This window comes from Lysobacter concretionis Ko07 = DSM 16239 (genome assembly GCF_000768345.1).
In the GTDB taxonomy this organism is placed as follows: domain Bacteria; phylum Pseudomonadota; class Gammaproteobacteria; order Xanthomonadales; family Xanthomonadaceae; genus Novilysobacter; species Novilysobacter concretionis.
The window spans coordinates 102,269-129,202 of sequence record NZ_AVPS01000004.1; the positions used below are offsets into that span (position 1 = coordinate 102,269).

Here is a 26,934-nt window from a genome sequence, read left to right on the forward strand (position 1 = left end):
ATTATTTCCGGCCGAAAGCGTAGCGTCCCTCGAAGTAGATCGCCCGGCCGAAAATGCTGTACTGAGAGCTGTTGTAAGGCGCGCCCGAGCTGCCGGGGTAGGTGCGGTCTTCCTGCGGCATGTCGTTGAACAGGTTGCTTATCGACACCGACAGGTTCAATGCTTCCAGCGGCGTGTAGCTCACGCTCAGGTTGTAGGTGGTGAATGGATCGAGTTTGCCGGCAAGCGGGTCGTCATAGGTCTCGACCACGCGAGCCCGGTAGTTCGGGGTGTGGCCAATGCGGTTGGCATAGGCCGTGGTACTCCAGTTCCCCGTTTTCCACGTAACCGAGGCGTTGGCCTTGCTCTTGGGATCGCTGCTCCAGCCCGGGTTGCGAATCAGGTCGATGGTCTCGTCGCCCTCGAACGCCACGAACTCATGTTTGATGTTGTTCGTATACGAACCGCGGAACAACAGCTCCCCATAGGTCCCGATATTCCAGACATAGTTCGCGCTGACGTTCACCGCGTCGAGGAGCTCCTGCGCCTCGTTCACCTTTGGGGTATAGATCTGGGTGATCCGCTCAAGGCCATCACGAGTGATCTTCGACAACGCATCCACGCAGACCGGCGAGGTGATGTCGTAACCGGGCTCGCCGGTGCGGCAACGCATTTCGCGCAAGGCGAGGCCGGAAGCGTTTTGCTGGCCGACTTCGTTGCGGATATCCCAATGGAAGTAATCCGCGGTGAGCGACAGCTGCGGCAGCGGCGCCCAGACAAAGCCGGCGCTCCACACGTCGGCGGTCAGCGATTCAAGGTCCGAACTGCCGCCAGTCGTGCCGAAGAACTGTCGATTGGAGAACGTACCCGGGCACTTGTCGATATTGACCGGATCGAAGCCCAGCTGCTGGCAACGGTAGTAGTCCGGGACGAAGCTGTAATAGCCGCTCGCCGCCTGGAATTGGTCGGCCAAGGTCGGTGCCTTGAATGCGGTGCCGTATTTTCCGCGAAACATGAAGCTTTCCACCGGTCGGTATTCGACTCCCAGCGAGTAGGTGCTATCGCTGACAGCTTCTCCACCCTTCGGTTCGAAGCGGTCATAACGGCCTGACAGCGACACGGTAAGGGGTTCGAATACTGGCAGGCGGAGCTCGCCAATGGCCGCGTAGCGGTCACGTTGGCCGCCGCCATCCACCGAAGTCGTGCCCCAGATGTCGCCGGTCGCAAATCGCGCGTCAGGCTTGTAGTCCCATTTTTCCTTGCCTGCTTCAGCGGCAAGGGCGACGCCGGCATCGCCGCCCGGCAGCTTGAACAGCTCGCCATTGGTGAACTGCAGACGCAGGGTATTGTTGGTCGTCTTGCTCTTTGAACTGGTGTAGCCGGTAAAGCTGCGGAAATCTTCCGGCGACATCAGTGTGTAGAACGCCGCATAGTCCGGCTGGAACACGGGGTAATTATCGTAGTAGGGGTCCCAACCCAGTTGCGGCCCAAGGACGTGCTCCTGGAAGTAATCGTTGATCGGGCCCGCCAAACGTGCAAATCCCTGTTCGTCCAACTTGTAGTGGGTGCTGGTCAGGCCTGCGTCGTAATCCCAGTTGGATGCGCCAAGGCGGCCTTCCGAACCGAGAGTTACATGCCAGGACTCGGTCTTGTTCTTTTCCATCGAATTTTCGAAGCCGCCTACACCCATGTCTTCCGGGGCAAATGCGCGCTGCAGGTTCAACAGGTCATCCAGGTCCGGGTCGTAGAAGTAGCCCCATTCCACACCGGTGCCCCACCAGGTGTAGTTCGAGCCGATGTGATACTTGACCTCTTCCTTGCTGAACAGAACATCTGCATACAGCTGATGGTTGTCGTTGAGGTCGAAAGTGGCGTGGCTGTACAGCTGCAGAGAGTCCTTGCCGTTCTTCAACGTCCGGTAGCCCGGGGTCATGAACGAACCGCAGTAATCACCAAAGCCTGCACGGCTGCGGAAGTCTACGGTACCCGCAAAAGCGTCGGTCACATTGGCGCAATTGTTTGGATCCATGAAGTTGTAGCTGGTGAATGGGCTATGCACCAGCCAGTCGCGGCTCGCAATGGGTGCCGAAGTGCCATTGCGATAGAACTGCTTGGTGATGTCGCGCTGGTAGCCCCAGATCGGCTCGCTGTTTTCATATTGGGCACCGACCACGCCGTTGAGGCGCCCGGTAGCAGTGCTGAAGCCGGTAGCTGCGGTGATCCGGCCCGAGTCGCCGCCGCCGTCCGTATAGGTGCCGCCGCGGACGCTGATGGAAGCGCCATCCATGTTCTTGCGAAGGATGATGTTGACCACACCAGCGATGGCGTCCGAACCATATAGCGACGATTGTCCGCCCGGCAGGATTTCAATGCGCTCGACCAGATCCACCGGGATGCCGCTGATGTTGTTGAATGTGTCGCTGCCGTTGTAAAGCGCCGGGTAGTCGGCCATCGGCCGACCGTTGATCAGGTACTTGGTGTAGCCGGGTGCCAGACCGAACATGCTGATCGTTTCGGCGCCCTGGGTGAATGAGGCAGAGGTCTGTGAGCCCTGGATGCTGCCGGTAGCGAACGACGACTGCTGAAGCACGTCGGTGACACTCGTGAACCCCCGTGCCTGGATGTCCTCGGCGGAGATCACGGTGACCGGAGTAAAGGTTTCGACCGCGGTCTGCGGGATGAGCGACCCGGTCACGGTGACGCGGTCAAGATTCTTGGCCTGGGTGCTGGCAGGGGTGTCCTGATCCGCGTTGACGTCTTGTGCGAAGAGGGAGCCCGATGCAGGTACCAATAGTGCAGCAAACAGCGCTGCGGTCAGTGGGCTGCGCTGTAACTGAGAACGACGTGAAGGCATAATTACTCCATAACTGTTTGTTTTAACAGAAATATTTCGGTAAAACCTTGGTGCACCCGTCCCAAAAAAACGACTGCGTTTCGACATTAACACAACGTTAATGTTGCGGCCATGGTGGTGCTGTAAGGGATGCCTTTTGTCGGCGGTTGGGTGGCATTGGGTCGCAAATTCCCGGGAGACGCAGCCGGCTCGCCAGTATCGTGCCTCCCGGTTGACCCACATCAGCCCGCATCTTCACGGCGCCTGCGACAATGGCGGCCCAGACGTGGACTTGACGAGGATTCCCAGTGACTGATCTGTTGCAGGCCCGCATCGGCGGCTTGTTGTTGCCGGGCAGCGATGCTCCGCTGACGGCGCTTGGTGCGCGGGTGCGCGTGGCGCAGGCCGATGGCAGCGTGGCGGTATCGATCGATCTGGGGGTGCCGGTTGCGTGGCTGCGCGATGAACTGGAAGCAGCGGTGAAGGCGCTGCTGGCGGGCGATGGGCTGGCGTTGACGCGGCTGGAGCTGACCCAGCGCATCACCAGTCACGCCGTGCAACCGAAGCTGTCTCCGTTACAGAAAGTGCGCAACGTGATCGCCGTCGGTTCGGGCAAGGGCGGGGTGGGCAAGTCGACCACGGCGGTGAACCTGGCATTGGCGCTGGCGGCGGACGGGGCGAAGGTCGGGGTTCTGGATGCCGACATCTACGGGCCCAGCGTGCCGATGATGCTGGGCATCAGCGGTCGGCCCGACAGTCCGGACGGCAAGTCGATCGAGCCGATGCGTGCGCATGGGGTGGAGACGATGTCGATCGGCTTCCTGGTCGAGCAGGACACACCGATGATCTGGCGTGGACCGATGGCGACGTCGGCCTTGTCGCAGTTGCTCAATGACACGCGCTGGAGCGATCTGGATTACCTGGTCGTGGATCTGCCTCCGGGTACCGGCGACATCCAGCTGACCCTGGCGCAGAAGATCCCGGTGGCCGGGGCGGTGATCGTTACCACGCCCCAGGACATCGCTACGCTGGATGCGAAGAAGGCGCTGAAGATGTTCGAGAAGGTCGAGGTGCCGGTGCTGGGCCTGATCGAGAACATGGCCGTGCACGTGTGCAGCAACTGCGGCCATGCCGAGCACGTGTTCGGCGAAGGCGGCGGGCAGCGCATGGCCAGCCAGTACGACGTCCCGCTGCTGGGCAGCCTGCCGCTGGAGCGGGCGATCCGCGAACAGGGCGATGCCGGCGTGCCGGTGGTGCTGGCGCAGCCGGATTCGGCGGCGGCGAAAGCGTATCGCGATGCGGCACGTCAGATCGCGGTGCATCTGGCGATGCGGCCGCGGGTCACGCCATCGATCTCGGCCTCGCTGTTGTAGGCATTACAATCGGACGCTTTCGGCCTGCGGGATACCCGGGCCGGTCCGACCGTACGGGGAAACCTTGCATGAGCATCAAGTCCGACCGCTGGATCCGTCGCATGTCCGAACAGCCCAACGGCATGATCGAGCCGTTCGAGGCGGGGCAGGTCAAGCATGCCGAGGACGGCCAGCGCATCGTCAGCTACGGCACGTCGAGCTACGGCTACGACGTGCGTTGCTCGCGCGAGTTCAAGATCTTCACCAACATCAACTCGACGATCGTCGATCCGAAAAATTTCGATCCCGGCAGCTTCGTCGACCTCGAGGCGGACGAGTGCATCATCCCGCCGAACTCGTTCGCGCTGGCGCGCACGGTCGAGTACTTCCGCATCCCGCGCGACACCCTGGTGGTGTGCCTGGGCAAGAGCACCTATGCGCGCTGCGGGATCATCGTCAACGTGACCCCGCTGGAGCCGGAGTGGGAAGGCCACGTGACCCTGGAGTTCTCCAACACCACGCCGCTGCCGGCGCGCATCTATGCCAACGAAGGCGTGGCGCAGATGCTGTTCTTCCAGGCGGCCGCGGATGACATCTGCGAGACGTCGTACAAGGATCGCGGCGGCAAGTACCAGGGCCAGCGCGGAGTGACCTTGCCGCGCACCTGATCGGCGATCTTGATGGGTGATCCTCGTGGGTGATCCTGATGGGTGACTGGAAGTCAGGATCGGAACGGCGCGCCAGAGTCTGGGGGGACAGCCGGTAAACCAGCGGCCCGGTCAGGCCCAGTGCTGTTCAAGCCGGCAATACGGCATGCAATTGCTGGATGCGCTGCACCAGTTGTTCGGCGGAATAGGGGCGGGCGGTGGCGCTGCCCCACACCGGGCGGGGCCAGGCGATGTCGTTCTCAAACCGCGCGATCACGTGCACATGCAGTTGCGGAACCTGGTTGCCGAGTGCGGCGACATTGAGCTTGTGCGGACGGAATGCGCTCTGCAGCGCGCGGCAGGCGAGGTCGATCTCGCGGGTCAGTTCCGCCTGCTGGGCGGCGTCCAGGTCGATCCATTCCACGATGTGCTCGATGCGTGGCACCAGGATCAGCCAGGGGTGATTGGCGTCGTCCATCAACCGCAGCTCGCTGAGTCCGAGCACGGTGACCGGGTGGGTGTCGTCGGCCAGGCGGGGATCCAGCCGCCAGCCGAGGTCCTGACGGCTCATCGCAGGTTCTCCTCGAGGAAATCGGTGGTGCGTTGCCAGGCCAGCGCGGCGCTGGCGGGGTCGTAGTCGTCGCGTGGCGCGCAATTGAAGCCGTGCCCGGCCGGATAGACATGCACGCTGGCGCCGGGGTAGCGGCTGCGATGCAGTTCGACGTCGGCGGCCGAAATGCTGCGGTCCCGGTCGCCGAAGTGGAACATCATGGGCGCGCGCAGCGGCTCGCCGAGGAACTGCACATTTCGGCCGCCGTAATAACTCACCGCAGGCAGCCCCAGACGGGTATTGGCGAGCAGGGCGAGGGTGCCACCCCAGCAGAACCCGACTGCGCCGGTGCGCAGCCCTTCGTCCTGCAGGTCATCGGCGGCAGCGTCCATCAGGTCCATGGCCCGGTCGATACCCAGCGCCGTGGTCAGCGTGCGGCCGCGGGCGATCCCGGCGGCGTCGTAGGCCAGCTCCACGCCGGTTTCGACCGGGTCGAACAGCGCCGGTGCCAGGGCAACGAAGCCGGCTTGCGCGAATTGTTCGGTGACGTGGCGGATATGCGCATTGACGCCAAAAATCTCCTGCGCCACGACCACCGCGCCGTGTGAGGGGCCGGCCGGCTCGCAACGCCAGGCACGGATGGGGCCGTGCGGGGTTTCCAGAGTGATCCAGCGGTTCATGTCGGCTCCGTTCAGCCTGGCTGGGCGCCATTCCCGGTCGATTCTAGCGCCAAGGCTATAATCCGCGCCCCAGCCTCGTCGCATCGCTTCGCATTTTCCGTGCGTGGCGTGCGGCGCATGGTTCATGCATACCTTCGCCACCTGGTCGCCCCATGCCCCTGCAAGACAGCCTGTCCAAATCCCCGAAAGTCGGCTTCATCAGTCTCGGCTGCCCGAAGGCGCTGGTCGATTCCGAACGCATCCTCACCCAGCTGCGGGTGGAGGGCTACGACCTGGTGCCCAGCTACGACGACGCCGATGTGGTGGTGGTCAACACATGCGGCTTCATCGATTCAGCGGTGGCCGAGTCGCTGGATGCGATCGGCGAGGCGATGGCGGAGAACGGCAAGGTCATCGTGACCGGTTGCCTGGGCAAGCGCGCCGACGTGATCCGCGAAGCGCACCCGGGCGTGCTGTCGATCAGCGGCCCGCAGGACTACGACAGCGTGCTCACTGCGGTGCACGAGGTTCTGCCGCCGCGGCACGACCCGTTCATCAGCCTGGTCCCTGACACCGGCATCAAGCTGACGCCGAAGCACTACGCGTACCTGAAAATTTCCGAAGGCTGCAACCACCGCTGCAGCTTCTGCATCATTCCGTCGATGCGCGGCGACCTGGTATCGCGGCCGATCGACCAGGTGCTGCGTGAGGCCGAGAAGCTGGCGATGGGCGGCGTGAAGGAACTGCTGGTGATCTCGCAGGACACCTCGGCTTACGGCGTGGACCTGCGTTATGCCGAGCACGAGTGGCGCGGCAAGAGCTACCAGACCCGGATGAAGGCGCTGTGCGAAGGCCTGGGCGAGCTGGGACTGTGGACGCGGCTGCATTACGTCTACCCGTACCCGCACGTGGACGACATCATTCCATTGATGGCGGACGGCAAGATCCTGCCGTACCTGGACATCCCGTTCCAGCACGCCAGCCCGCGCGTGCTGAAGCTGATGAAGCGGCCCGGTGCGATCGACAAGACGCTGGCTCGGATCCACCGCTGGCGCGAGACCTGCCCGGAGCTGACGATCCGCTCCACCTTCATCGTCGGTTTCCCCGGCGAGACCGAAGCGGAGTTCGAGGAGCTGCTGGACTTCCTCGATGAGGCCCAGCTGGATCGCGTCGGCGCGTTTGCCTATTCGCCGGTGCAAGGCGCGAAGGCGAACGAGCTGCCCGACCCGGTCGACGAGGCGGTCAAGCAGGAGCGGCTGGCCCGGTTCATGGAGCGACAGGCCGAGATCTCCGCGATGAAGCTGGAAGCCAAGGTCGGCACCGTGCAGCGCTGCATCATCGATGCGGTCGACGGCGAGCTGGCGATCGGCCGATCGATGGCCGATGCACCGGAAATCGACGGCGTGGTGCAGATCCAGAATGGCTACTTCGCCGGCCTCAAACCGGGCGATTTCGCCGACGTGGAGATCATGGGCAGCGACGAGCACGACCTGTTCGGCGAGGTGTCCTTCGAGGATTGAGTGCCTGCGGGCGGCTGCCGGGCCGCGTGGTGGGGCCACGGGCGATGCAGTGGCCGTATTGCGGCGCGGATTGCGTCTCCAATCCATGCAGGGTGGCGATTGCGGGCAGATCCAATGTGTGCCCGCCCGCCTGGACCCGGAGGCAGCATGAAGTGGGTGATGGTGTTGAGTGTGGCCGGGCTGTTGGGGCTATCGTTGCCTGCTTCGGCCCAGCAGGGCGTGGCCGGTATCGACACCGTCGATTTGCGCGCCTATCTGGGGACGCTCGAACTGGAGGCCAGGCTCGATGCCGACTTCACCGGGGACGGGCAGGCGGATGTGGTCTATGTCGCTGCCGACCGGAACGAACGGGTACTGGGGATTCTGGACGGTGCGCCCGGGAGTGCGCGGATCGGTGCACGCGAGCTTGGCGAAGGCCGTTTGACGGTATCACCCCGGTCATCGGTATCGCTGCGGCTTGAAAACGATCAGCTGGTGGTGGACCAGGTCGTTGATGAGAGTGGTGTGACCGTGATCAATTACCGGTTCCGCTACGACCACGCGGCGCGCGAGGCGCACCTGATCGAGCTGACCGCCGAGCAGTACAGTGCCGATGTGACGCAGGGGACCACGCGCCTGCACTGGAACCTGGACACCGGCGAATACACGACCATGCATGGCGAGGCGGTGACCCTGGACAGCGGTCAAGACGTGTATGTCTATGGCCCCGAAAGCAGGACGGCACGGCCTTCCGCGCCGGTGAGCCTGGGCCGGATGCCGGACCCGCTCGTGTTGCTTGATGGCGAACTCAAGCGTCATATGGTTGCGGCCAGCGTGCGTGAGGGTGGGTCTGCGACACCGTGAGCACAACCGCATGAATGCCGCCCCGACAGAGCGCGCCTGGGCGTGCACAGGTCAGTCGGCGTACTGCACATCCACGATCACGAACCGTTGCAGGCCGCCGGGGAGCTGCGCCTCGAATTCGTCATCCAGCCGCTTCTTGAGCATCGCGCGCGCCAGTGGGGAGTCGATGCTGATCCAGCCGAGTCGGGCATCGGTCTCGTCGGGGCCGACAATGCGGTGGCGACGCGTCTCGCCGCTGACGATGTCCTCCACCTCGACCATTGCGCCGAAGTAGACCGTCTGCGGGTCGGACGGCGCCGCATCGACCACGCGCAATGCCGGCACCCGCTTGCTGAGATAGCGCACGCGGCGGTCGATCTCGCCGAGCTGCTTCTTGCGATAGGTGTATTCGGCATTCTCCGAACGGTCGCCCTCGGCCGCGGCGGCCGACAAAGCCTTTACCACTTCGGGACGTTTGACGCGCCACAGCTCGTCCAGCTCCGCCTTCAGGCGGTCGTGGCCGGCGCGGGTGATCAATGCGGTGCTTGCCGGTACGGGCGGACGCCAGCGGCTCATGGGTGACTCCGGAAGTTCATTCGGGGCGCAAGGCCGGCGTCGATGAGGCCGTCGATACGGCCCTGTCGTCTTGCGTGCGGGGGACAGTATCGACGACCCTGCGCTGTCATCGCCAACGCCGCCCCGCATGCTGATCATTCCACTGCACCATCCACTGACGCGCGCGACGTTTCCGTTCGTCACCGCGCTGCTGATCCTGGTCAACGCCTGGGTGTTCTTCGGCCTGCAGAGCGGCGACCAGGAGGCGATCATGCAGGCGCAACGGCAGTACCAGCAGGCCGGATTGGCGCGTTACGAAATGCCCGCCTACCAGCGTCACCTGCTCGCCACCCACCAGAGCGATGCGGCCGCTGAACTGGGCCGGATGCCGGTCGTGCAGCGTTCGGCTGAAGTGGCCCGGCGCACGCTGACCGATGTGGAGTTCATCACCGCACTGCGCACGGGGGCGTTGTTCGACAACGCGTCGGAACTGGAAGCCTGGAAGCCCTTGCGCGCCGCCTACGATGCGCGACTCGACGAGGTGTTCACCCTGCGCCACCTCCTGCGCAGTTCCGAAATCGATCCCGGGCGGATGCTGACCGCGGCGTTCCTGCATGGCGGCGCGATGCACCTGGTCGGCAACATGCTGTTCCTGCTTGCGCTCGGCCTGCTGGTGGAAGGTGCGCTCGGCCCGGGGCGGTTTCTCGCCGTGTACCTGCTGGGCGCGTTCGCTTCCAGCGCGGTGTCGCTGCTGTGGCGATGGGGCGAGGCCGGCGGCGGGCTCGGCGCATCGGGTGCGGTGGCGGCGCTGATGGGGGTTTTCTGCGTGGTGTGGGGGCGCCAGCCGGTACGGTTTTTCTACTGGTTCGGCGTGGTGTTCGACTACGTTCGCGCGCCGGCGATCTGGCTGTTGCCGGCGTGGCTGGGCTGGGAGGTCTACAACCTGCTGGCCAATGACGATATCGGTATCGGGTTCGATGCACACGCGGGTGGCATCGTCAGCGGCGCCATCATGGGCGGGGTGCTGGTGGGGTTCGGCCAGGTCAGGCAGACCTTCATCAGCACGGGGATGCAAGCGGAAACCGACGGGCGTTGGGAACAGGCGCAGGCGCATCTGGGCCGCATGCAGCTGGCCGAGGCGGAGAGCTTGCTGGCCGCGATCGCCCGTGACGAACCGGACCGGCTGGACGTCGCAGTGATGCGTTATCGCGTTGCGCGCAATGGCGGCCGCGAGGATCTGGCGCGGCAGCGTGGGCGGGCTGTGCTCGACCACGTCGGGACCGGCCGGGATGAAATCGTGTTGCAGAGTGACGTGCTGCGTGAACTGGATCGGGCCGGTGTGGGCCCGTCTGTCGAGACGCGTCTGGAACTGGCCCGGCGCTGGTTGCAAGCCGGGGCGCTGGAGGCGGTCGAGTTGGCGTTGTTGCCGATGGATGCCCCGACAGCGACAACGTCGGCGGATGATCCCGGACACGCACCGGCACAGGCACTGCTCTGGTTCCGTTTGGCGCTGGCATATCGCGACCGGCAGCTGGACGAGGCCCAGCGGCGGGCGCTGCAGCAACTTGTCGAACGCCACCCCCGGCAACCGCAGGCCGAAAAGGCGCGCCTGCTGCTGGGCGAGATGGGTGTTCAACGCCCATCCGGCTGACTGTTGCCGGTCGTTCCGGTGGGTCGCCGATTGCAGGAGCGGCTTGAGCCGCGACCTGCACACATTCCATCCCGTCGTGAGAGTCCGGGTCGGAAGCATGTTGCCCGAATGATGGAGCGATCCCGACGGGTGCGTTTTCTGCGCGTTCGCGGCTGAAGCCGCTCCTACAAAAGCCCGGGCGACCGAAGGAAGTCCCCGCGGGACAAAAGCTCATGCGTTTCGGCGGGCAGTGATCACCGGGATCCGGCGTTTATGCCTCGGTAGTCGCTTGCAGGGCCTTCAAGGCGGCGTCGATTTTCTGCAGCAATGCTTCGTTTTTCCGCTGCGCCTCCTCGTGGGCGGGATCCTCCGGGTTGGCGCCTTGCCCGCTGCTGGACAGGAGCGCCTGGGCTTCGCAGCGTTGACGCGCCTGTACCAACAACGTGCGGGCCGCGTCGTCGCGGCCGAGGCGATCGCTCAACATCAATGCGGCGGCCAGGCCCCAGGCCGGGGCGTCCGGGTGACGTGGGTGGGCGCCCAGCAGGGCGCGCCAGGTGTCGACGGCGAGCTGGCTCTGTCCTCCCGACCGGGCGCGCTCCAGCAACTGGACAGCGTGCTCGAGCTGCAGCGGGACGAAGGCGGCATCGGCATCGAGCGCCTCGCGCAGCAGGCCCAATGCGCGCCGCTCGTGCTGCGGGCCGGCCTCCAGCATCAGCAGGTTCAGGTACTGGCCGGCGTGTTCGATCAGGGCGGGGGTGTCGCCATGCTGGCGCAGCAGGCGGTGGTAGAGCTCGTGCACGTCGACACCGACCGCGCGGCTGCGGGTTTCGCTGCGCAGCAGTTCGAGCGCGGTGTCGAGCTGGCCGTCGCGGACGTAATCTTCGGCTTCGGCCAGCAGGTCGCGGTCGGGGCTGTGGCGGCCGGGCAGGGTCGCGGAGTGATCGGGTTCGTAACCCAGCACGTCGTGGTACTGGTAGATCAGATAGCCCATCAGGTGAAAAGTCGCGAACAGGCCCCAGAACGACACGGCGGTCACCGACAGGTCGGCCAGTACCGGCGGCATCACCCGCGACAGCCAGGCGCCCGCGGTGAGCGCGCTGGCCTGGATCACGAACAGCAGTCCGAACACCGCCAGGTAGGGCCAGCCGATCCGGGCGACCAGGCCCAGCGAGGTGGCCGGGTTGAGTGCGCGGGGCAGGCCCCCGTCCAGCGCCAGCGATATCACGCAGCCGGGCTGCAGGAACACGATCGCCGCCACGACCAGCAGGCCGATGACGGGGCCGCCCAACATCAGTGCCACGATGGCCACGATGCCGAACACGATCATCATGCCGAGCAGGCGCACGACCGCGCCGTCGTCGGTACCGAGCGCCGCCTCGGGGGATTCCATCCGGCCATCGGCGGTGGTGCGCAGGATCTCGAACGCGTACTTGTAGGCGGCGACCCAGAGCAGCAGCACGATGATCCAGCCCAGCACCGGCACGATGCCCAGCAGGCTCAACAGGGTCAGGGCGATCAGGCTGTAGAGTGCGGCGCCGCGGAACGGGTAGGTACTGATCTCACGCAGGCGCAGCCAGAAAGGGACGGGAGTGGGGCCGCGCTGGGAGTTGGTGCTGCCGTGCATGGTTCGATCCTTGGGTCGCCGCGGGTGGCGCATGAAAAACGGCCCCATTGCGCCGGGCCGTCCTGATGGTGGAATGCATCGCTGGACCGCCGACGCGCGCGGGTGGGGAATTACTGGGCGGGCTGACGGGTAAGGCCGTAGTCCAGCCCGCTCTGGGCCGGCTGGCCATCCGCTCCCAGCATCACGATCCGGTCGTGGGAGTCGATCGCGTACAGCTGGTCGTTGTCGGTCTTGCTGTCGGGGTCCAGCCGGAGGACGCGGTTGTCTGCTTCGGCGGTCCAGCTGCCGTCCACCTGCCAGGTGGCATCCGGGCGCTCCTGGTAGACCTGGGTGAGCTGGTAGGTGCCATCGGCTTCCAGCGCCAGGGTGACGTCGATACCGGGGCAGTCGGCGCAGGGCAGGGTGCCCGCGAAGGTGCCGGAGAAGGCGCGCTGGTCGAAGTCGGAGTCGGGCGTCTGGCCGGCGGGAATCACGTCCGCCGGTGCCGGCCCGGTGTCGGCTGGCGCGATCGCAGAGACGTCCGTGGCGGGCTCGACGGGCGTGGCGGGGGCCGCGTTTTTCTGGGCGCAGGCGGCAAGGGCGAATGCGCCGATGCAGGCGAGGGCGAGAAATTTCGGGTTCATGGCGGGACTCCTGTCGTTGCTCTGGATATGGGGTGCGGCAAAAGACCGGGCGGGATTACTTGCGCCCGCCGAACAGGCTGCCCATCACGCCGCGCAGGATCTGCCGGCCGATCTGGTTGCCGACTGTCCGCGCGGTCTGCTTGGCCATCGTCTCGACCATGCCCTGGCGGCGTTTGGTGCCGAACACCGCGTCCTTGATCGCCTGGCTCACACCACCGCTTTCTTCCGGGATGGGCGTTGCGGCGGGTGCGTTGGCCTGGGTCGCGGCGGCATCCGCCTTTCTGGCGAGCATCTCCATCGCGGACTCGCGATCGACGCGGGTGTCGTACTTCGCTCCCACCGGACTGCCGGCGCGGATCTGGGCGCGTTCGGCATCGGTGATCGCACCCATACGGCAACGTGGCGGCGCGATCAGGGTGCGCTCGACCGGCATCGGGATGCCCTTGTCCTGCAGGGTCGACACCAGCGCCTCGCCGGTGCCGAGCTGGCCGATCGCGACGGCGACATCCAGCGCGGGGTTGGCGACGAAGGTCTGCGCCGCCGTGCGTACCGCCTTCTGGTCGCGCGGAGTGAACGCACGCAACGCGTGCTGCACCCGGTTGCCGAGCTGGCCGAGGATGTTGTCGGGCACGTCATCGGGAAACTGCGAGCAGAAATACACGCCCACGCCCTTGGAGCGGATGATGCGCACCACCTGCTCCACCCGCTGCCGCAGCGCCGGCGGCGCATCGTCGAACAGCAGGTGCGCCTCGTCGAACACGAACACCAATTTGGGCTTGTCCAGATCGCCGACCTCGGGCAGCTGCTCGAACAGCTCCGACAGCAGCCACAGCAGGAAGCTGGAATACAGCCGCGGTTTCAGCACCAGCGTCTCGGAGGCGAGTATGCTGATCATCCCGCGGCCATCGGTGGTGGTGCGCATCAGGTCGGACAACTCCAGCGCGGGCTCGCCGAAGAGCTGGTCGCCGCCGTCGGACTGCAGTCGCAGCAGGGCACGCTGGATCGCGCCGACCGACGGGCTGCTGACCAGGCCGTACTCGACCGAAACGGTCTTGCGCTCGTCCGCCACCAGGTTCAGCAGCGCGCGCAGGTCGGCCAGGTCGAGCAGCAGCAGGCCGCGGTCGTCGGCCAGCTTGAACACGATGTCGAGCACGCCCGACTGGGTGTCGTTGAGCTCGAGCATGCGCGACAGCAGGGTCGGGCCGATCTCGCTGACGGTGGCGCGCACCGGATGACCGAGCTTGCCGAACAGGTCCCAGAACAGGGTCGGGCTGCCTTCGCTGGTGTAGCCGTCGATGCCGATCTGGTCGATCCGCGCCTGCAGCTTGTCGTTCAGCGTGCCCGGCACCGCAAGCCCGGCCACATCGCCCTTCACGTCGGCCAGGAATACCGGTACCCCGATCCGCGAGAATCCTTCGGCCAGGGTCATCAGGGTGACCGTCTTGCCGGTACCGGTCGCGCCGGCGACCAGGCCGTGGCGGTTGCCGAGCCGCGGCTGCAGGAACACCTGGCCGTGGGTGTCGGGCAACGAATCGGGGGTGGTGATGGCCTTGCCGAGCAGGACGGGTGGGGGAGTGGGCGCCATGGCTGCTTCCAAAATGGGATGCGGTCGATTCTATGGCCTAAACCGGCCGTTGGAATTTGCCGGGCGATCGGCAGGCCGGGTGCCGCTGGCTCGTCGGCGATCCGGCGACAGCCGCCATCCGCCGCTCCGCGATCCGTTTGCGGTTCGTCATCGCCGCGGACTACCCTGCAGACCGCTTCCGCATCGCTTGCCGTCCATGCCCGTCATTGCCTGTCTTTCGCGTATTTCCGTTTTCCTTGCCGGTCTTGCCCTGGTGCTGGTGTCCTTCGATGCCGGGGCGATCTCGCAACGCGACCAGGCGGCGGTGGATGCGATCACCCAACGCATGGAAGCGGCCGAAGCCGGGTACCGCGAAGCGCTGGTCAAGATCGGCCACGCGGATCCGTCCGGCAGCGCGGACGCGGACCGCGCACTGGAGGACATGGAGGATGTGGTCGCGTCCTGCTCGCGCCAGCGCGGCTGTTCGGTGACCGGCCTGCTGACCACCTACAAGCGCCTGCTCAAGCTCAATGCCGACCTCGAGGCCGACGACGATCTGCTGGACGAGCTGTCATCGGACGAGATCGGCCACCACATGACCTCGTTCGCGCAGGACGTGCCCGAAGCCGCCCGCGCGGCGGCATTGCTGGGCGCCGATGACGGCCACGAATTCGACCGCATGGTCCAGTACAACCCGGCCGTGCAGGAAGGCATCCGCCGCTGGCTGACCGACATGCGTGGCGCGTTCCTGACCAGCTACGAGAACTACCAGTACATGCGCCACCTGATGTGGCCGCAGTACGAGCGTGCCGGGCTGCCGGAGGCGTTGCTGTTCGGGATCATGGCCAAGGAATCCAACGGCCGGGTGCATTCGACCTCGCGCGCCGGTGCGGCCGGGCCGATGCAGTTCATGTACGCCACCGGCAAGCGCTTCGGTCTGGGCGATGACGGCACCGGCTTCGACACCCGCTACGACGCCTACGCCGCGTCCGAGGCCAGTGTCAGCTACCTCAACGAACGGATGCGCGAGCTCAACCGCAGCATCGAATTGTCATTGGCCGCCTACAACGGCGGCGAGGGCCGTGCGCTGCGGGTGTATCAGGGCAGTGGCGGCAAGGACTTCTGGCACCAGGACGTCTACCAGCAGTTCCCGCCGGAAACCCGCGACTACGTGCCGATGGTGATCGCCGCCGCGTGGCTGTTCCTGCATCCGCGCGAGTACGGCCTGAGCCTGCCCCGGCTCGACCCCAAGCCCGCAGCGTTGCGTCTGGAGCAGCCGGCGTCGATCTACCAGCTGACCATCTGCCTGGGCAATCGCGGCGTGCGCGAGGGCTACATGCGCGCGTTGCGCAACCTCAACCCGCGCTACCAGGCCGAGGACTGGCTGCCGGCCGGCACCACCCTGCGGGCGACCACGCGGATCGTCGGCCTGTACAAGCGCCAGTGCGTGCAGGGGCCGCGCGCCGAACTCGCGCGTGAGCTGGTGGCCAGCGATGCGGGCCAGGCGATCGTTCGCACCGGCCCGGTGACGGCGTTGGGACCCGCCACCGTGGCGACGGCTGCTGCGCCCGCCAACGCGAAGCCGGCCACGACGACCAAACGCAGGTACCAGGTACAGCGCGGCGAAACCCTGAGCTCCATCGGCCGGAAGTTCCAGTGCGACACCAGCGAGCTGGCCCGCAACAACGGCATCAAGCCGCCGCGCTACGCATTGCGCCCGGGGCAGGAACTGAGCCTGGAAGGCTGCAAGGCCGGAAGCTGATTTTCTCGGCGATGGCTGCCTACGCCGGCGGATGCCCGTCCATCGGCGACAGCAATCGCGCCAGCGCCTGGCCGAGCTGTACCGGGCATTCGGCGCCCAGGCCAGCGGCCAGTTCCGCCGTGCCCGCCGGCAGCAGGACGATCACGGTCGAGCCGTAATTGAATCGCGCCATTTCCTCGAAGCGCCCGATCACGATGTCCTCGCCGCGGTAGTCCTTGACGGTGACCGCATCGCCGTAGGCGGGGATCTCCTCACCGCTCCAGACCGTCTCCACGCCGGAGACCAGCAGCGCACCGACCATCACCATCGCCATGGGGCCGAAGTCGGTGTCGAAGTGGCAGACCAGACGCTCGTTGCGGGCGAACAAACGCGGCACGTGCTGCACGGCCGCCGGGCCGACGCTGAACAAGCGCCCGGGCACGTGCACGGTTTCCCGCAGCCGGCCGGTCCACGGCATGTGCACACGGTGATAGTCCTTCGGCGACAGGTAGACGGTCGCGAACAGGCCGTTGTCGAACAGGCGCGCTGCCTCGTCGTCGCCGAGCAGCTCGGCGGTGGTGAACGACTGCCCCTTGGCCTGGAAGATCCGGCCGTTGCCATCGGCGTCGGCGGTGATCGCGCCGCATTGGCTGATGCGGCCGTCGGCGGGCATCAGCAGGCTGCGCGGGTCGGGATCGGCCACGCGTGCGCCGGGTTTCAGCGCCCGGGTGAAGAAGGCATTGAAGGTGGTGTAGTCGGCCGGGTCGGACTTCACCGCCTCGTCGAGGTTCACCCCGAACTTGCGGACCACGGTGTCGATCAGCCAGCGCCGGATGTGGGGCTGGTCGGAATACGCCAGCCGGCGCGCCAGCGCGGACAGCAGCCGGTGCGGCAGGACGTAGGTGAGTTTGGTGGGCAGGCTCATGGTTGACTCAGGGTGCGCTGGCGGCCGTCAGCACGGCCATGTCGGCGGCGATCGCGGCCGGATCGAACGGCGGCTGGATGAGGCCGGACATGCGGCCTTGCGGGTCGAGCACCGCCATCGTGGCGCTGTGGTCGACCGAGTACTGGTCGACCGGCGCGCCTTCCTCGGGCGGCGCCTTGGCGAACACCAGACTCAGTGAACGGGCGAAATTCTCCAGCGCGGGAATGTCGGCGGTCGCGGCCAGGGTGTCCTTGTGGAAGGCGTGGGCGTACTCGCCGATGCGGTCCGGACTGTCCCGCTCCGGGTCGACGGAGACGAACAGCACCCGCGGCCGGATCGACTCGGGGATCGACTCCCATTGCCGCTGCGCCTGCGACATCTGCGTCAGGGTCAACGGGCAGACGTCCGGGCAATGGGTGAAGCCGAGGAACACCAGCGTCCAGTGGCCCTTGAGCTCACCCGGGACCAGCTGGGTGCCGTCGGCCTGGCGCAGGCTGAAGTCGGGCAGCACGCGCGGCGGGTCGAACAGGCGCACGGCGCTGGTCTGCGGCCAGGACGGAGCCGGCTGGTCGGCGAAATAACGCTGCGAAGCGAACAGGCCCAGACCCGCGGCCAGCGCGGCGATGAGGATGATGACGGTGCTGCGATTGAACATGGACGACCCGGTAGTGACGCGATGGCAGCGGCCATGATAGCGGGCCGCTGCCGCTATAATCGCCGGCCCTCCGTAGAACTTGCTGCCATGACCGTCGAACGTGCCAACTTTGGCTCCGCCACCTTCGAGCAGGTCTCGATCATCGACCTGATCCGTTTTGGCGGCAGCCGTTTCGGCGAGGCCGGCCTGGCATTCGGCCACAGCTACGACAACGCGCTCGACGAGGCGACCCAACTGGTGCTGCACGCATTGCGCATGCCGCACGACCTGAGTCCGGTCTACGGCGCGTCGCGGGTGACCAGCGAGGAGAAACAGCAGGTGCTGGCGTTGTTCGAGCGCCGCATCAACGAGCGCATCCCGGCCGCCTACCTGACCGGTGAGGCGTGGTTCGCCGGCCTGAGCTTCAAGAGCGACCCGCGCGCGCTGGTGCCGCGCTCGCCGATCGCCGAACTCATCGAGACCGGCTTCGAGCCCTGGCTGGGCGGACGCGAGGTCGGCCGCGTGCTCGACCTGTGCACCGGCTCGGGCTGCATCGCGATCGCCACCGCGCACTACCACCCGCACTGGCAGGTCGACGGCGTCGACATCAACGACGACGCGCTGGCGCTGGCGGCCGAGAACAAGGCCCGCCTGCACGCCGACAACGTCAGCCTGCGCAGGTCGGACCTGTTCAACGACCTGCAAGGCGAGGTCTACGACCTGATCGTGACCAACCCGCCGTATGTCACCAACGACGAGACCGATGCGCTGCCGGCCGAATACGCCCACGAGCCCGAGCTGGGCCTGCGTGCCGGCGACGACGGCCTGGACCTGGCGCTGAAGATCCTGCGCGATGCGCCGCAGCACCTGTCCGAAAACGGTCTGCTGATCTGCGAAGTTGGCGAGGCCGAGCGCGCGCTGGTCGCATTGCTGCCCGAACTGCCGCTGGCCTGGATCGAGTTCAAGGTCGGCCAGATGGGCATCTTCGCGGTCGATCGCGCGGATCTGGTCGAACACCGTGCGAGGATCAAGGCACTGGCCGACGCGCGGGGATGATCGCTCGGCTGCTTCTGTCCCACGGGGACTTCCTTCGGTCGTAGGAGCGATGTGAGTCGCGACCTGCACATCGTCCCTGGGTTCGGCGGGTCGCGACTCACGTCGCTCCTACAACATCAACCACAGGAGCCATCGTGGCCAGCAACACCTTCGGAAAACTGTTTGCGATCACCACCTTCGGCGAAAGCCACGGGCCGGCGATCGGCTGCGTGGTCGACGGCTGCCCGCCGGGCCTGGCGATCGCACCGGACGACTTCCGCCATGACCTGGCCCGTCGCGCGACCGGCAAGAGCCGGCACACCTCCGCGCGACACGAGGCCGACGAGGTCGAGATCCTCTCGGGCGTGTACGAAGGCCGCACCACCGGCACCCCGATCGCGCTGCTGATCCGCAACACCGACGCGCGCAGCCGGGATTACGCGAAGATCGCCGAACAGTTCCGCCCCGGCCACGCCGACTACACCTACTGGCAGAAATACGGCATCCGCGACCCACGCGGCGGTGGCCGTTCCAGCGCCCGCGAAACCACGATGCGGGTCGCCGCCGGCGTGATCGCGAAGAAGTGGCTGGCCGACCGGCATGGCGTGCGCGTGCAGGGTTTCCTGTCGCAGATCGGCGACATCGTGCCCGACACGATCGACCTGGCGGTGGTCGAGGACAACCCGTTCTTCTGGCCCGACGCGGCCCAGGTGCCGGCGCTGGAGGCGTACATGGACGCGCTGCGCAAATCCGGCGATTCGGTCGGCGCGCGGGTGGATGTCTATGCGGACGGCCTGCCGCCGGGCTGGGGCGAGCCGGTCTACGGCAAGCTCGACGGCGAGCTGGCGGGCGCGTTGATGAGCATCAATGCGGTCAAGGGCGTGGAGATCGGTGACGGTTTCGCCTCCGTCGCCCAGCGGGGCAGCCAGCACCGCGATCCCATCGGCCGGGAAGGCTTCGAATCGAACCACGCCGGCGGGATTCTCGGCGGCATCAGCACCGGCCAGCGCGTGCGTTGCTCGGTCGCCTTCAAGCCGACGTCGAGCCTGCGGCTGCCGGTCGACAGCCTGGACATCCACGGCGAACCCGTCGAGGTGGTCACCACCGGTCGCCACGACCCCTGTGTCGGCATCCGCGCCACCCCGATCTGCGAGGCGATGGTCGCGCTGGTGCTGATGGACCAGGCACTGCGACACCGCGCGCAGTGCGGCGATGTGGGCGACATCATTCCGCGCGTGCCCGGCCGAAAACCGTAATCCCCGTAGGAGCGACGTAAGTCGCGACCCTCCGGACTCGCGAAGCACCGAGGAAATCGCGACTTACGTCGCTCCTACAATGACTCGGCCATCGAAACTCACCAGGAAACCCCAGATGAGCAAGACCGTAAACGTAGCCGTCGTCGGTGCCACCGGCGCCGTCGGCGAAATGCTGCTGAAGATCCTCGCCGAGCGCCAGTTCCCCGTCGGTCAACTGCATGTGCTGGCCAGCGGGCGCTCGGCCGGCGAGAAACTCGAATACGGTGCGCGCCAGCTGGTGGTGCAGGACCTGGCCACGTTCGACCCGGCCGGGGTCGACATCGCGCTGTTCGCGGCCGGCGGTGCGGTGTCGAAGGAATACGCGCCCGGGTTTGCGGCGGCCGGCGCGGTGGTGATCGACAACTCGTCGGTGTTCCGCGGCGACGACGACGTGCCGCTGGTGGTCGCCGAGGTCAATCCCGAGGCGCTGAAACAGCGTCCGCGCGGCATCATCGCCAACCCGAACTGCTCGACCATGCAGCTGATGGTGGCGCTCGCACCGATCCATCGGCGGGCGACGATCGAGCGCATCAACATCGCGACCTACCAGTCGGTGTCCGGCACCGGCCGGCGCGCGCTGGAGGAACTGGGCCGCCAGACCGCAGGCATGCTCAGCTTCCGCGAGGTGCAGCCCGAGGTCTATCCGGTGCAGATCGCGTTCAACGTGATCCCGCAGGGGGGCGACTTCCTCGACAACGGTTACACCAGCGAGGAGATGAAACTGGTCTGGGAGACCCGCAAGATCCTCGGCGACGCGACGATCGGGGTGAATGCCACCGTGGTGCGGGTGCCGGTGTTCTACGGCCACTCCGAGGCAGTGCACATCGAGACCCGCGACAAGCTCGGCGCGGCCGAGGCGCGCGAGTTGCTGCAGGCGGCGCCCGGGGTCGAGGTGATCGACGAGCATGTTGACGGCGGCTATCCGACCGCGGTGACGCACGCCTCGGGCAACGACCCGGTGTATGTCGGGCGCATCCGCGAGGACATCTCCCATCCGCGCGGGCTGTCGCTGTGGGTGGTCGCCGACAACATCCGCAAGGGTGCGGCGTTGAATGCGGTGCAACTGGCCGAGCTGGTGGTGGCCGAGCGCGATGGGAACTGATCGGCACTTGCCGTTGCGGGCGCCAGAACGGGTGGAGCCGGGCGCCGGCCTGCATTGCCGCCATCGGCGACGGCCGTTAGAGTCGCGGCCAGGGGTTTGTCGGGAGTGGTTGTGAAGCGATTCATGCGTACGGCATTGGCGGTGGCGCTGGCAGTGGCCAGCGGTTCGGCCGCGGCGTTGGGGCTGGGCCAGATCGAGTTGAAGTCGAAGCTCGGCGAACCCTTGCTGGCCGAGATCCCGATCATCTCCAGCGATCCGTCCGAACTGGAGCACCTGCGCGCCGGACTGGCGTCGCCGGAGACGTTCGCGCGTGTCGGCCTGGGCCTGCCACAGGGCGTGATGGCCCAACTGCGGTTCATGCCGGCGCTCGACCAGGCCGGCAGGCCGGTGATCCGGGTCACCAGCGAGGCGGCGATCGACGAACCGTTGCTGACGTTCCTGATCGAGGTCGACTGGGGGCAGGGGCGGCTGGTCCGCGAGTACTCGACCCTGCTGGACGCCCCGCGCACGGTGTCCGCGCCGCTGCAGCCGCCGATCGACACGCCGATGGTCGCGCCGTCCAATGCGATCGTGCGCGAGCCGTTGCCGCAGGAGGCTGTGGCCGATTCCGGTGCGGAAAGTCCGCTGGACGCGGGTGTCGAGGCATCGGATCGCGAAGACACGCCGCTCGCGGCAGCTCCTGCGACGCCGGTTGCCGCGCCTGCGGCCGCTCCGGCCCTGATTGAGCGCCCGGACCGCTACGGCGCAGTCCAGGCCGGCGAAAACCTGTCGACGATCGCCAGCCGACTCGGCCTCGGCGGCAGCCTCAACCAGACCATGATCGCGTTGCTGCAGGCGAATCCCGCGGCGTTCATCGACGGCAACATCCACCTGCTCAAGCAGGGCGCGGTGCTGCGGGTGCCCGATGCCGCCGAGGTACGCGGCATCGAGGCAGCGCAGGCGATGGCGCAGGTGCGCGAGCAGACGCGGGCGTGGCGCGCCGCGCGGCAACCGGTGCCACAACCGCAACTGGCCGGCGGCGATGACGCGACCGCGACCACGGCGGCAACAACGGCGGCCGCCGGCAGCGACGGTGCGCGGCTTGAAATCGTTCCCCCGGGCGCAAGCGACGCAAGCCGGGCGGGAACCCAATCGGGCATCAGTGCCGGAGGCGAGGGCGACATGGTGCGACAGGAACTGCAGACCACGAAGGAGACCCTGGCGGCGCGCGATGCCGAACTGGCTGAGATGAAGAGCCGCATCGAAGCACTGGAGCAGCTCCAGGCCGACCAGCAGAAGCTGATCTCGATGAAGGACTCCGAATTGACCGCCGCACAGCAGCAGCTGGCGCAGACCCAGGCGGCCGATGCGGGCGGATCCGCATCGACCCTGCCCTGGCTGCTGGGCGGAGGCGGGCTGGTGTTGGCGCTGCTGGGCGGCTGGTGGCTGCGGCGTCGTGCCGACATGGCGCCCAGGTTCCGCGCACCGGCGCCGACCCAGCCCGGTCGCGCGCCATCGACGCTGGCCGCGGGCTTCCCACAGTCGAGCCGGTTCGATGACGAGTCTTCCGACAACCGTCGACAGGACCGGGCCGAAGTGGCTTCGTCGACGGCAACAGCGACTTCGACTGCGACGGATCGCCTGACATCGCCGGCTCCTCCCGCCCGTGCGGATGCGGGTGAAGTCCCGGCATCCCCGGCCGTACCGGATGTCGCCGATGTGGCCGATGTGGCCGTACCGGCATGGCACGCGACATCGGGCAAGAACAAGCTGAACCGGCTGGAGCCGGTGCCGGCGTCGGCAACCGCGACCGCCCTCGCCGACAGCGTGCCGGCCGCCGGCGATGCCGATTTCGAAACCGAAGTGCCGGGCCTGGAGCGTCTGGAACTGGCCCGCGCCTATCTGGACCTGGGCGACCGGGAAAGTGCCCGCCAACTCCTCGGCGAGCTGGTGATCGGCGGCAGTCCGGCCGCGCGTGAGCAGGCGGCCCGGTTGTTGCGGGATATCGGATAAGGCAGTGTCCGCGGAACCCGAGCCGAACCTGCCCGTATCGACTGACGCCGACATCACTCCCTCGCCCGCCGGTGCGGGAGTGCTGCGACGTCGCTGGGCGCTGGGAGTCGAGTACGACGGCAGCGGATTTTCCGGCTGGCAGCGGCTGAACCGGCCCGGTCAGCCCGAGCGTCGCAACGAGCCGACCGTGCAGGCCGCGCTCGAACAGGCGCTGTCGTTCGTGGCTGGCGAGCCGGTCGCGGTGGTCTGCGCTGGGCGCACCGATGCCGGCGTGCATGCCGCCGCCCAGGTGGTGCACTTCGACGGGCCGGCCCAGCGCGACCCGCGTGGCTGGGTACTGGGCACCACCAGCCGGCTGCCGGCATCGGTATGCGTCAACTGGTGCGTGCCGGTCGCCGATGATTTCCATGCGAGGTTCTCCGCGCGGGCTCGGCGTTACCGCTACTCGATCCTCAACCGTCCGGTGCGTCCGGCCATGCAGCGGCAATACCTGAGCTGGGTGCGTCCGCCGCTGGATGCGACAGCGATGCACGAGGCGGCGCAGTACCTGCTTGGCGAGCACGATTTTTCCGCATTCCGCACTGTCCATTGCCAGGCCCCACACGCGCGGCGCGACCTGCAGCAGGTCAGCGTGACCCGGACCGGGGAGGTCGTGACGGTGGACATCCAGGCCAATGCGTTCCTGCACCACATGGTCCGCAACATCGTCGGCAGCCTGTTGGTGGTGGGCCAGGGCGAGCGGCCCGGCGCATGGATGGCCGAGCTGCTGGCGGGGCGCGACCGGGCGCTGGCCGGGCCGACGGCGCCCTCGGCCGGTCTGGTGTTCCTCGGGCCGCTTTACCCGGCACAATGGCAACTCCCGGCCGAGGTCACGTCGTGAATGGCCTGCGGTGAACGGCCTGCTGTCGAGGAATCCGGTTTTGAAGGTTGTATTGAAGGCCCTGTCTTGAAGGTGTTGTCTTGAAACGGACCCTGTTCCGTACCCGGATCAAGTTCTGCGGTCTCACCCGGCCCGGTGACGTGCGCCTGGCGTGCGAGCTGGGCGTGGATGCGATCGGGTTCGTGTTCGCCCAGGGCAGCACGCGCCGGCTCGAGCCCGAGCAGGCGCGGGCGATGCGGCAGGCGCTGGCGCCGCTGGTCGACGCGGTAGCCCTGTTCAGCGACAACAGCACGCAGGAGGTGCGTGATGTCGTGCGCCATGTGCGGCCAAGCCTGCTGCAGTTCCACGGCAGCGAGGACGATGCGTTCTGCCGCGGTTTTGGCGTCCCGTACCTGAAGGCGATCCCGTTGGGCAGCCCGATCGCGAGCGGGCATCCGGCCGCGCTGGAGCGTCTGTATCCCGGCGCGGCGGGGTTTCTGTTCGACAGCCACGTCGCCGGCGGGTCGGGCGGCAGCGGCAAGGTGTTCGACTGGTTGCGGATTCCGGCCGGCGTGCAGAAGCCGTTCGTACTGGCCGGCGGCCTGGACGCCGACAACGTGTTCGATGCGATCCTCGCCACCATGCCGTGGGGCGTGGATGTCTCCAGCGGCATCGAGACGGCACCGGGGCTGAAGGACGGCGACAAGATGCGGCATTTCGTCGAGCAGGTGCGCCGCGCCGATTGTCACGTCCCCGACTGAGTCGCCGGTATCCCCGGTCGACGTCATTACTTTCCACTTTCCGCCAACGCCTGCGAGGTGTCTGGCGACAACCAACGAGTCGTGTCGATGCTTCCCGAGTCTTCCTCCCTCCCGCCGGTCGATTACCACGCCACCCCCGACGCCTCCGGGCATTTCGGCCGGTTTGGCGGCCGCTTCGTCGCCGAAACCCTGGTCGGCCCGTTGCAGGAGCTGGCTGCGGCCTACGATGCGGCCCGCATCGACCCGGCGTTCATCCGCGCATTCGAGCGTGACCTGGCGCATTACGTCGGCCGTCCCAGCCCGATCTATCACGCCGAGCGGCTGAGCCGCGAAGTCGGTGGCGCGCGCATCCTGCTCAAGCGCGAGGACCTGAACCACACCGGCGCACACAAGATCAACAACACCATCGGCCAGGCCCTGCTGGCCAGCCGGATGGGCAAGAAGCGGATCATCGCCGAGACCGGTGCCGGCCAGCACGGCGTGGCCTCGGCCACCGTCGCCGCGCGGCTGGGGCTGGAATGCGTGGTCTACATGGGCGCGACGGATATCGAGCGGCAGAAGATCAACGTCTACCGGATGCAGCTGCTCGGCGCGACGGTGGTGCCCGTCAGCAGCGGCTCGGCGACGCTCAAGGACGCGCTCAACGAGGCCATGCGCGACTGGGTGACCAACATCGCCGACACGTTCTACATCATCGGTACCGTCGCCGGCCCCGACCCGTACCCGCGCATGGTGCGCGACTTCAACGCCGTGGTCGGGCGCGAGGCGCGCGAGCAGATGCTGGCCGAGTACGGCCGCCTGCCCGATGCGGTGACCGCCTGCGTCGGCGGTGGCAGCAACGCGATCGGCATCTTCCACGCGTTCCTCAACGACCCCGGCGTGCGCATCGTCGGCGCCGAGGCGGCGGGCGAGGGCGTCGCCAGCGGTCGCCATGCCGCGTCGTTGTCGGCCGGCCGACCGGGCGTGCTGCACGGTAACCGCACCTACCTGTTGTGCGATGACGACGGCCAGATCGTCGAAACCCACTCGATTTCCGCCGGCCTGGACTATCCGGGGGTCGGCCCCGAGCATGCCTTCCTGCAGGAGACCGGTCGCGCGGAGTATGTCGGGGTGACCGACGACGAGGCGCTGGCGGCGTTCCACCAGCTCATCCGCACCGAGGGCATCCTGCCGGCGCTGGAGTCCAGCCATGCGGTCGCGCAGGCGGTGAAGCTCGCGCGCGAACTGCCCGCGGACGCGATCGTGCTGTGCAACCTGTCCGGCCGGGGCGACAAGGACGTGCACACGATCGCTGCGCGCGAGGGGATGTCGCTATGAGCCGTATTGCCACCCGGTTTGCCCAGCTCAAGGCCAACGGACGCAAAGCCCTGGTGCCGTTCATCACCGCCGGCGATCCGTCGCTGGAGGCGACCGTGCCGGTGATGCACGCGCTGGTCGCCGCCGGTGCCGACGTGATCGAGATCGGGGTGCCGTTCTCCGATCCGATGGCCGACGGCCCGACCATCCAGCACAGCTCCGAGCGGGCGCTCGCGCGCGGCGCGGACATGGCGTACGTGTTCGAGACCGTGCGGCGTTTCCGCGAAATCGACGACCTGACCCCGGTCGTGCTGATGGGCTATCTCAACCCCGTCGAGATCCGCGGGCCCGCGCGCTACGCCGCGCAGGCCGTGGCTGCGGGCATCGATGGCGCGTTGCTGGTCGACCTGACCCCCGAGGAAGCCGCCGACTACCGCACCGCATTCGAAACCCATGGGCTGGACATGATCCTGCTGGCCGCGCCGACGACGTCGCCGGCGCGGATGGCTCACCTCTGCGAACTGGCCACCGGTTACCTGTACTACGTCAGCTACGCCGGCGTGACCGGAGCCGACCATCTGGATGCCGGCGCGGCCAATGACCGGCTGCATGCCATCCGTGCGCTCGACCTGGTGCCGGTAGTGGCCGGTTTCGGCATCAAGGACGCGGCCAGTGCCGCGGCGATGGCGGGCGAGGCCGATGGCGTCGTGGTCGGCAGCGCGCTGGTGGCGGCGATGGCCGATGCAGCCGACGCCGACGATGCCGCCAGGCGCGCGGCGGCGTTCCTGGCGCCGTTGCGACGCGCCATCGACGCGGCAACCCCGGTCTGATGGGCCTGCGCTAAACTGCCACGTTGGCCGGACAGTCCGGCACCTGGAGCGCGGCCGGCAAGCGCGCGATCCGGGACTGACGATTTCCGGGCGATCGCACCGGGCA

The 26,934-nt window shown here is 67.1% G+C and carries 23 protein-coding genes; 14 read left to right on the plus strand and 9 right to left on the minus strand.

Features of this window, described 5'->3' with window-relative positions:
* Position 1: 1 nt before the first annotated feature.
* On the minus strand, positions 2-2,833 hold the full coding sequence (locus tag N792_RS05030) for a TonB-dependent receptor plug domain-containing protein (protein WP_052103496.1): 2,832 nt from the start codon (positions 2,831-2,833) through the stop codon (positions 2-4).
* A gap of 296 nt (positions 2,834-3,129) precedes the next feature.
* Here N792_RS05030 and apbC point away from each other — a divergent pair, with 296 nt between their 5' ends.
* Complete coding sequence (gene apbC / locus N792_RS05035) at positions 3,130-4,185, plus strand: iron-sulfur cluster carrier protein ApbC (protein WP_425478851.1); 1,056 nt, start codon at positions 3,130-3,132, stop codon at positions 4,183-4,185.
* A 68-nt stretch (positions 4,186-4,253) separates the two neighbouring features.
* Positions 4,254-4,832 carry a dCTP deaminase gene (gene dcd / locus N792_RS05040; RefSeq protein ID WP_036193141.1) on the plus strand — a complete coding sequence of 193 codons (579 nt, stop codon included), beginning with the start codon at positions 4,254-4,256 and terminating at the stop codon, positions 4,830-4,832.
* A gap of 127 nt (positions 4,833-4,959) precedes the next feature.
* On the opposite strand, the gene N792_RS05045 is transcribed toward dcd, so the two are convergent.
* Both N792_RS05045 and N792_RS05050 read right to left on the minus strand, forming a co-directional pair.
* A complete protein-coding gene (locus N792_RS05045; RefSeq protein WP_036193143.1) occupies positions 4,960-5,382 on the minus strand; it encodes an HIT family protein in 423 nt (140 codons plus the stop codon).
* The gene (locus tag N792_RS05050; RefSeq protein WP_036193144.1) at positions 5,379-6,041 is read right to left on the minus strand and encodes a dienelactone hydrolase family protein; all 663 of its coding nucleotides are present in this window, start codon (positions 6,039-6,041) and stop codon (positions 5,379-5,381) included. The genes N792_RS05045 and N792_RS05050 overlap by 4 nt, the downstream gene beginning before the upstream one ends.
* Before the next feature lie 152 nt (positions 6,042-6,193).
* Here N792_RS05050 and rimO point away from each other — a divergent pair, with 152 nt between their 5' ends.
* Together rimO and N792_RS05060 are read left to right on the plus strand one after the other, a co-directional pair.
* Positions 6,194-7,540, plus strand: coding sequence for a 30S ribosomal protein S12 methylthiotransferase RimO (gene rimO, locus N792_RS05055; RefSeq protein WP_052103498.1), 1,347 nt, complete (start codon positions 6,194-6,196; stop codon positions 7,538-7,540).
* Between the two features lie 147 nt (positions 7,541-7,687).
* A complete protein-coding gene (locus N792_RS05060) occupies positions 7,688-8,383 on the plus strand; it encodes a hypothetical protein (RefSeq protein WP_036193146.1) in 696 nt (231 codons plus the stop codon).
* A 51-nt stretch (positions 8,384-8,434) separates the two neighbouring features.
* Here the strand turns inward: N792_RS05060 and greB are convergent, their stop codons facing one another.
* The gene (gene greB, locus N792_RS05065; RefSeq protein ID WP_036193147.1) at positions 8,435-8,938 is read right to left on the minus strand and encodes a transcription elongation factor GreB; all 504 of its coding nucleotides are present in this window, start codon (positions 8,936-8,938) and stop codon (positions 8,435-8,437) included.
* Positions 8,939-9,065: 127 nt separating this feature from the next.
* Here greB and N792_RS05070 point away from each other — a divergent pair, with 127 nt between their 5' ends.
* Positions 9,066-10,568, plus strand: coding sequence for a rhomboid family intramembrane serine protease (locus tag N792_RS05070; RefSeq protein ID WP_036193148.1), 1,503 nt, complete (start codon positions 9,066-9,068; stop codon positions 10,566-10,568).
* A gap of 250 nt (positions 10,569-10,818) precedes the next feature.
* On the opposite strand, the gene N792_RS05075 is transcribed toward N792_RS05070, so the two are convergent.
* The 3 genes from N792_RS05075 to N792_RS05085 form a co-directional block, all read right to left on the minus strand.
* Positions 10,819-12,171: a tetratricopeptide repeat protein gene (locus N792_RS05075; RefSeq protein WP_052103500.1), complete on the minus strand. Its 1,353-nt coding sequence runs from the start codon at positions 12,169-12,171 to the stop codon at positions 10,819-10,821.
* A gap of 110 nt (positions 12,172-12,281) precedes the next feature.
* Positions 12,282-12,794, minus strand: coding sequence for a copper resistance protein NlpE (locus N792_RS13400; protein WP_052103502.1), 513 nt, complete (start codon positions 12,792-12,794; stop codon positions 12,282-12,284).
* A 55-nt stretch (positions 12,795-12,849) separates the two neighbouring features.
* The gene (locus tag N792_RS05085; RefSeq protein ID WP_036193150.1) at positions 12,850-14,379 is read right to left on the minus strand and encodes a helicase HerA-like domain-containing protein; all 1,530 of its coding nucleotides are present in this window, start codon (positions 14,377-14,379) and stop codon (positions 12,850-12,852) included.
* A gap of 196 nt (positions 14,380-14,575) precedes the next feature.
* Here N792_RS05085 and N792_RS05090 point away from each other — a divergent pair, with 196 nt between their 5' ends.
* Positions 14,576-16,120: a transglycosylase SLT domain-containing protein gene (locus N792_RS05090; RefSeq protein ID WP_036193151.1), complete on the plus strand. Its 1,545-nt coding sequence runs from the start codon at positions 14,576-14,578 to the stop codon at positions 16,118-16,120.
* A 19-nt stretch (positions 16,121-16,139) separates the two neighbouring features.
* On the opposite strand, the gene asd is transcribed toward N792_RS05090, so the two are convergent.
* Positions 16,140-17,024, minus strand: a complete 885-nt coding sequence (asd, locus tag N792_RS05095) for an archaetidylserine decarboxylase (RefSeq protein ID WP_036193154.1) — start codon at positions 17,022-17,024, stop codon at positions 16,140-16,142.
* A gap of 7 nt (positions 17,025-17,031) precedes the next feature.
* A complete protein-coding gene (locus tag N792_RS05100; protein ID WP_036193155.1) occupies positions 17,032-17,679 on the minus strand; it encodes an SCO family protein in 648 nt (215 codons plus the stop codon).
* A gap of 87 nt (positions 17,680-17,766) precedes the next feature.
* Here N792_RS05100 and prmB point away from each other — a divergent pair, with 87 nt between their 5' ends.
* From prmB to trpA, 8 genes are all read left to right on the plus strand, one after another.
* Complete coding sequence (gene prmB / locus N792_RS05105; protein ID WP_036193157.1) at positions 17,767-18,714, plus strand: 50S ribosomal protein L3 N(5)-glutamine methyltransferase; 948 nt, start codon at positions 17,767-17,769, stop codon at positions 18,712-18,714.
* Between the two features lie 134 nt (positions 18,715-18,848).
* Positions 18,849-19,949 (plus strand): chorismate synthase, encoded by a 1,101-nt coding sequence (gene aroC / locus N792_RS05110; RefSeq protein ID WP_036193159.1) that lies wholly within the window; start codon positions 18,849-18,851, stop codon positions 19,947-19,949.
* Positions 19,950-20,064: 115 nt separating this feature from the next.
* Positions 20,065-21,090, plus strand: a complete 1,026-nt coding sequence (locus N792_RS05115; protein WP_036193162.1) for an aspartate-semialdehyde dehydrogenase — start codon at positions 20,065-20,067, stop codon at positions 21,088-21,090.
* A 123-nt stretch (positions 21,091-21,213) separates the two neighbouring features.
* On the plus strand, positions 21,214-23,082 hold the full coding sequence (locus N792_RS05120) for a type IV pilus assembly protein FimV (RefSeq protein ID WP_084105426.1): 1,869 nt from the start codon (positions 21,214-21,216) through the stop codon (positions 23,080-23,082).
* An 82-nt stretch (positions 23,083-23,164) separates the two neighbouring features.
* Positions 23,165-23,962, plus strand: a complete 798-nt coding sequence (gene truA / locus N792_RS05125) for a tRNA pseudouridine(38-40) synthase TruA (RefSeq protein WP_036193527.1) — start codon at positions 23,165-23,167, stop codon at positions 23,960-23,962.
* Positions 23,963-24,042: 80 nt separating this feature from the next.
* Positions 24,043-24,702, plus strand: coding sequence for a phosphoribosylanthranilate isomerase (locus N792_RS05130; protein WP_036193164.1), 660 nt, complete (start codon positions 24,043-24,045; stop codon positions 24,700-24,702).
* An 87-nt stretch (positions 24,703-24,789) separates the two neighbouring features.
* A complete protein-coding gene (gene trpB, locus N792_RS05135; protein WP_036193528.1) occupies positions 24,790-26,019 on the plus strand; it encodes a tryptophan synthase subunit beta in 1,230 nt (409 codons plus the stop codon).
* A complete protein-coding gene (gene trpA / locus N792_RS05140) occupies positions 26,016-26,828 on the plus strand; it encodes a tryptophan synthase subunit alpha (protein WP_036193165.1) in 813 nt (270 codons plus the stop codon). Before trpB ends, trpA begins: the two co-directional genes overlap by 4 nt.
* Positions 26,829-26,934: the final 106 nt, after the last annotated feature.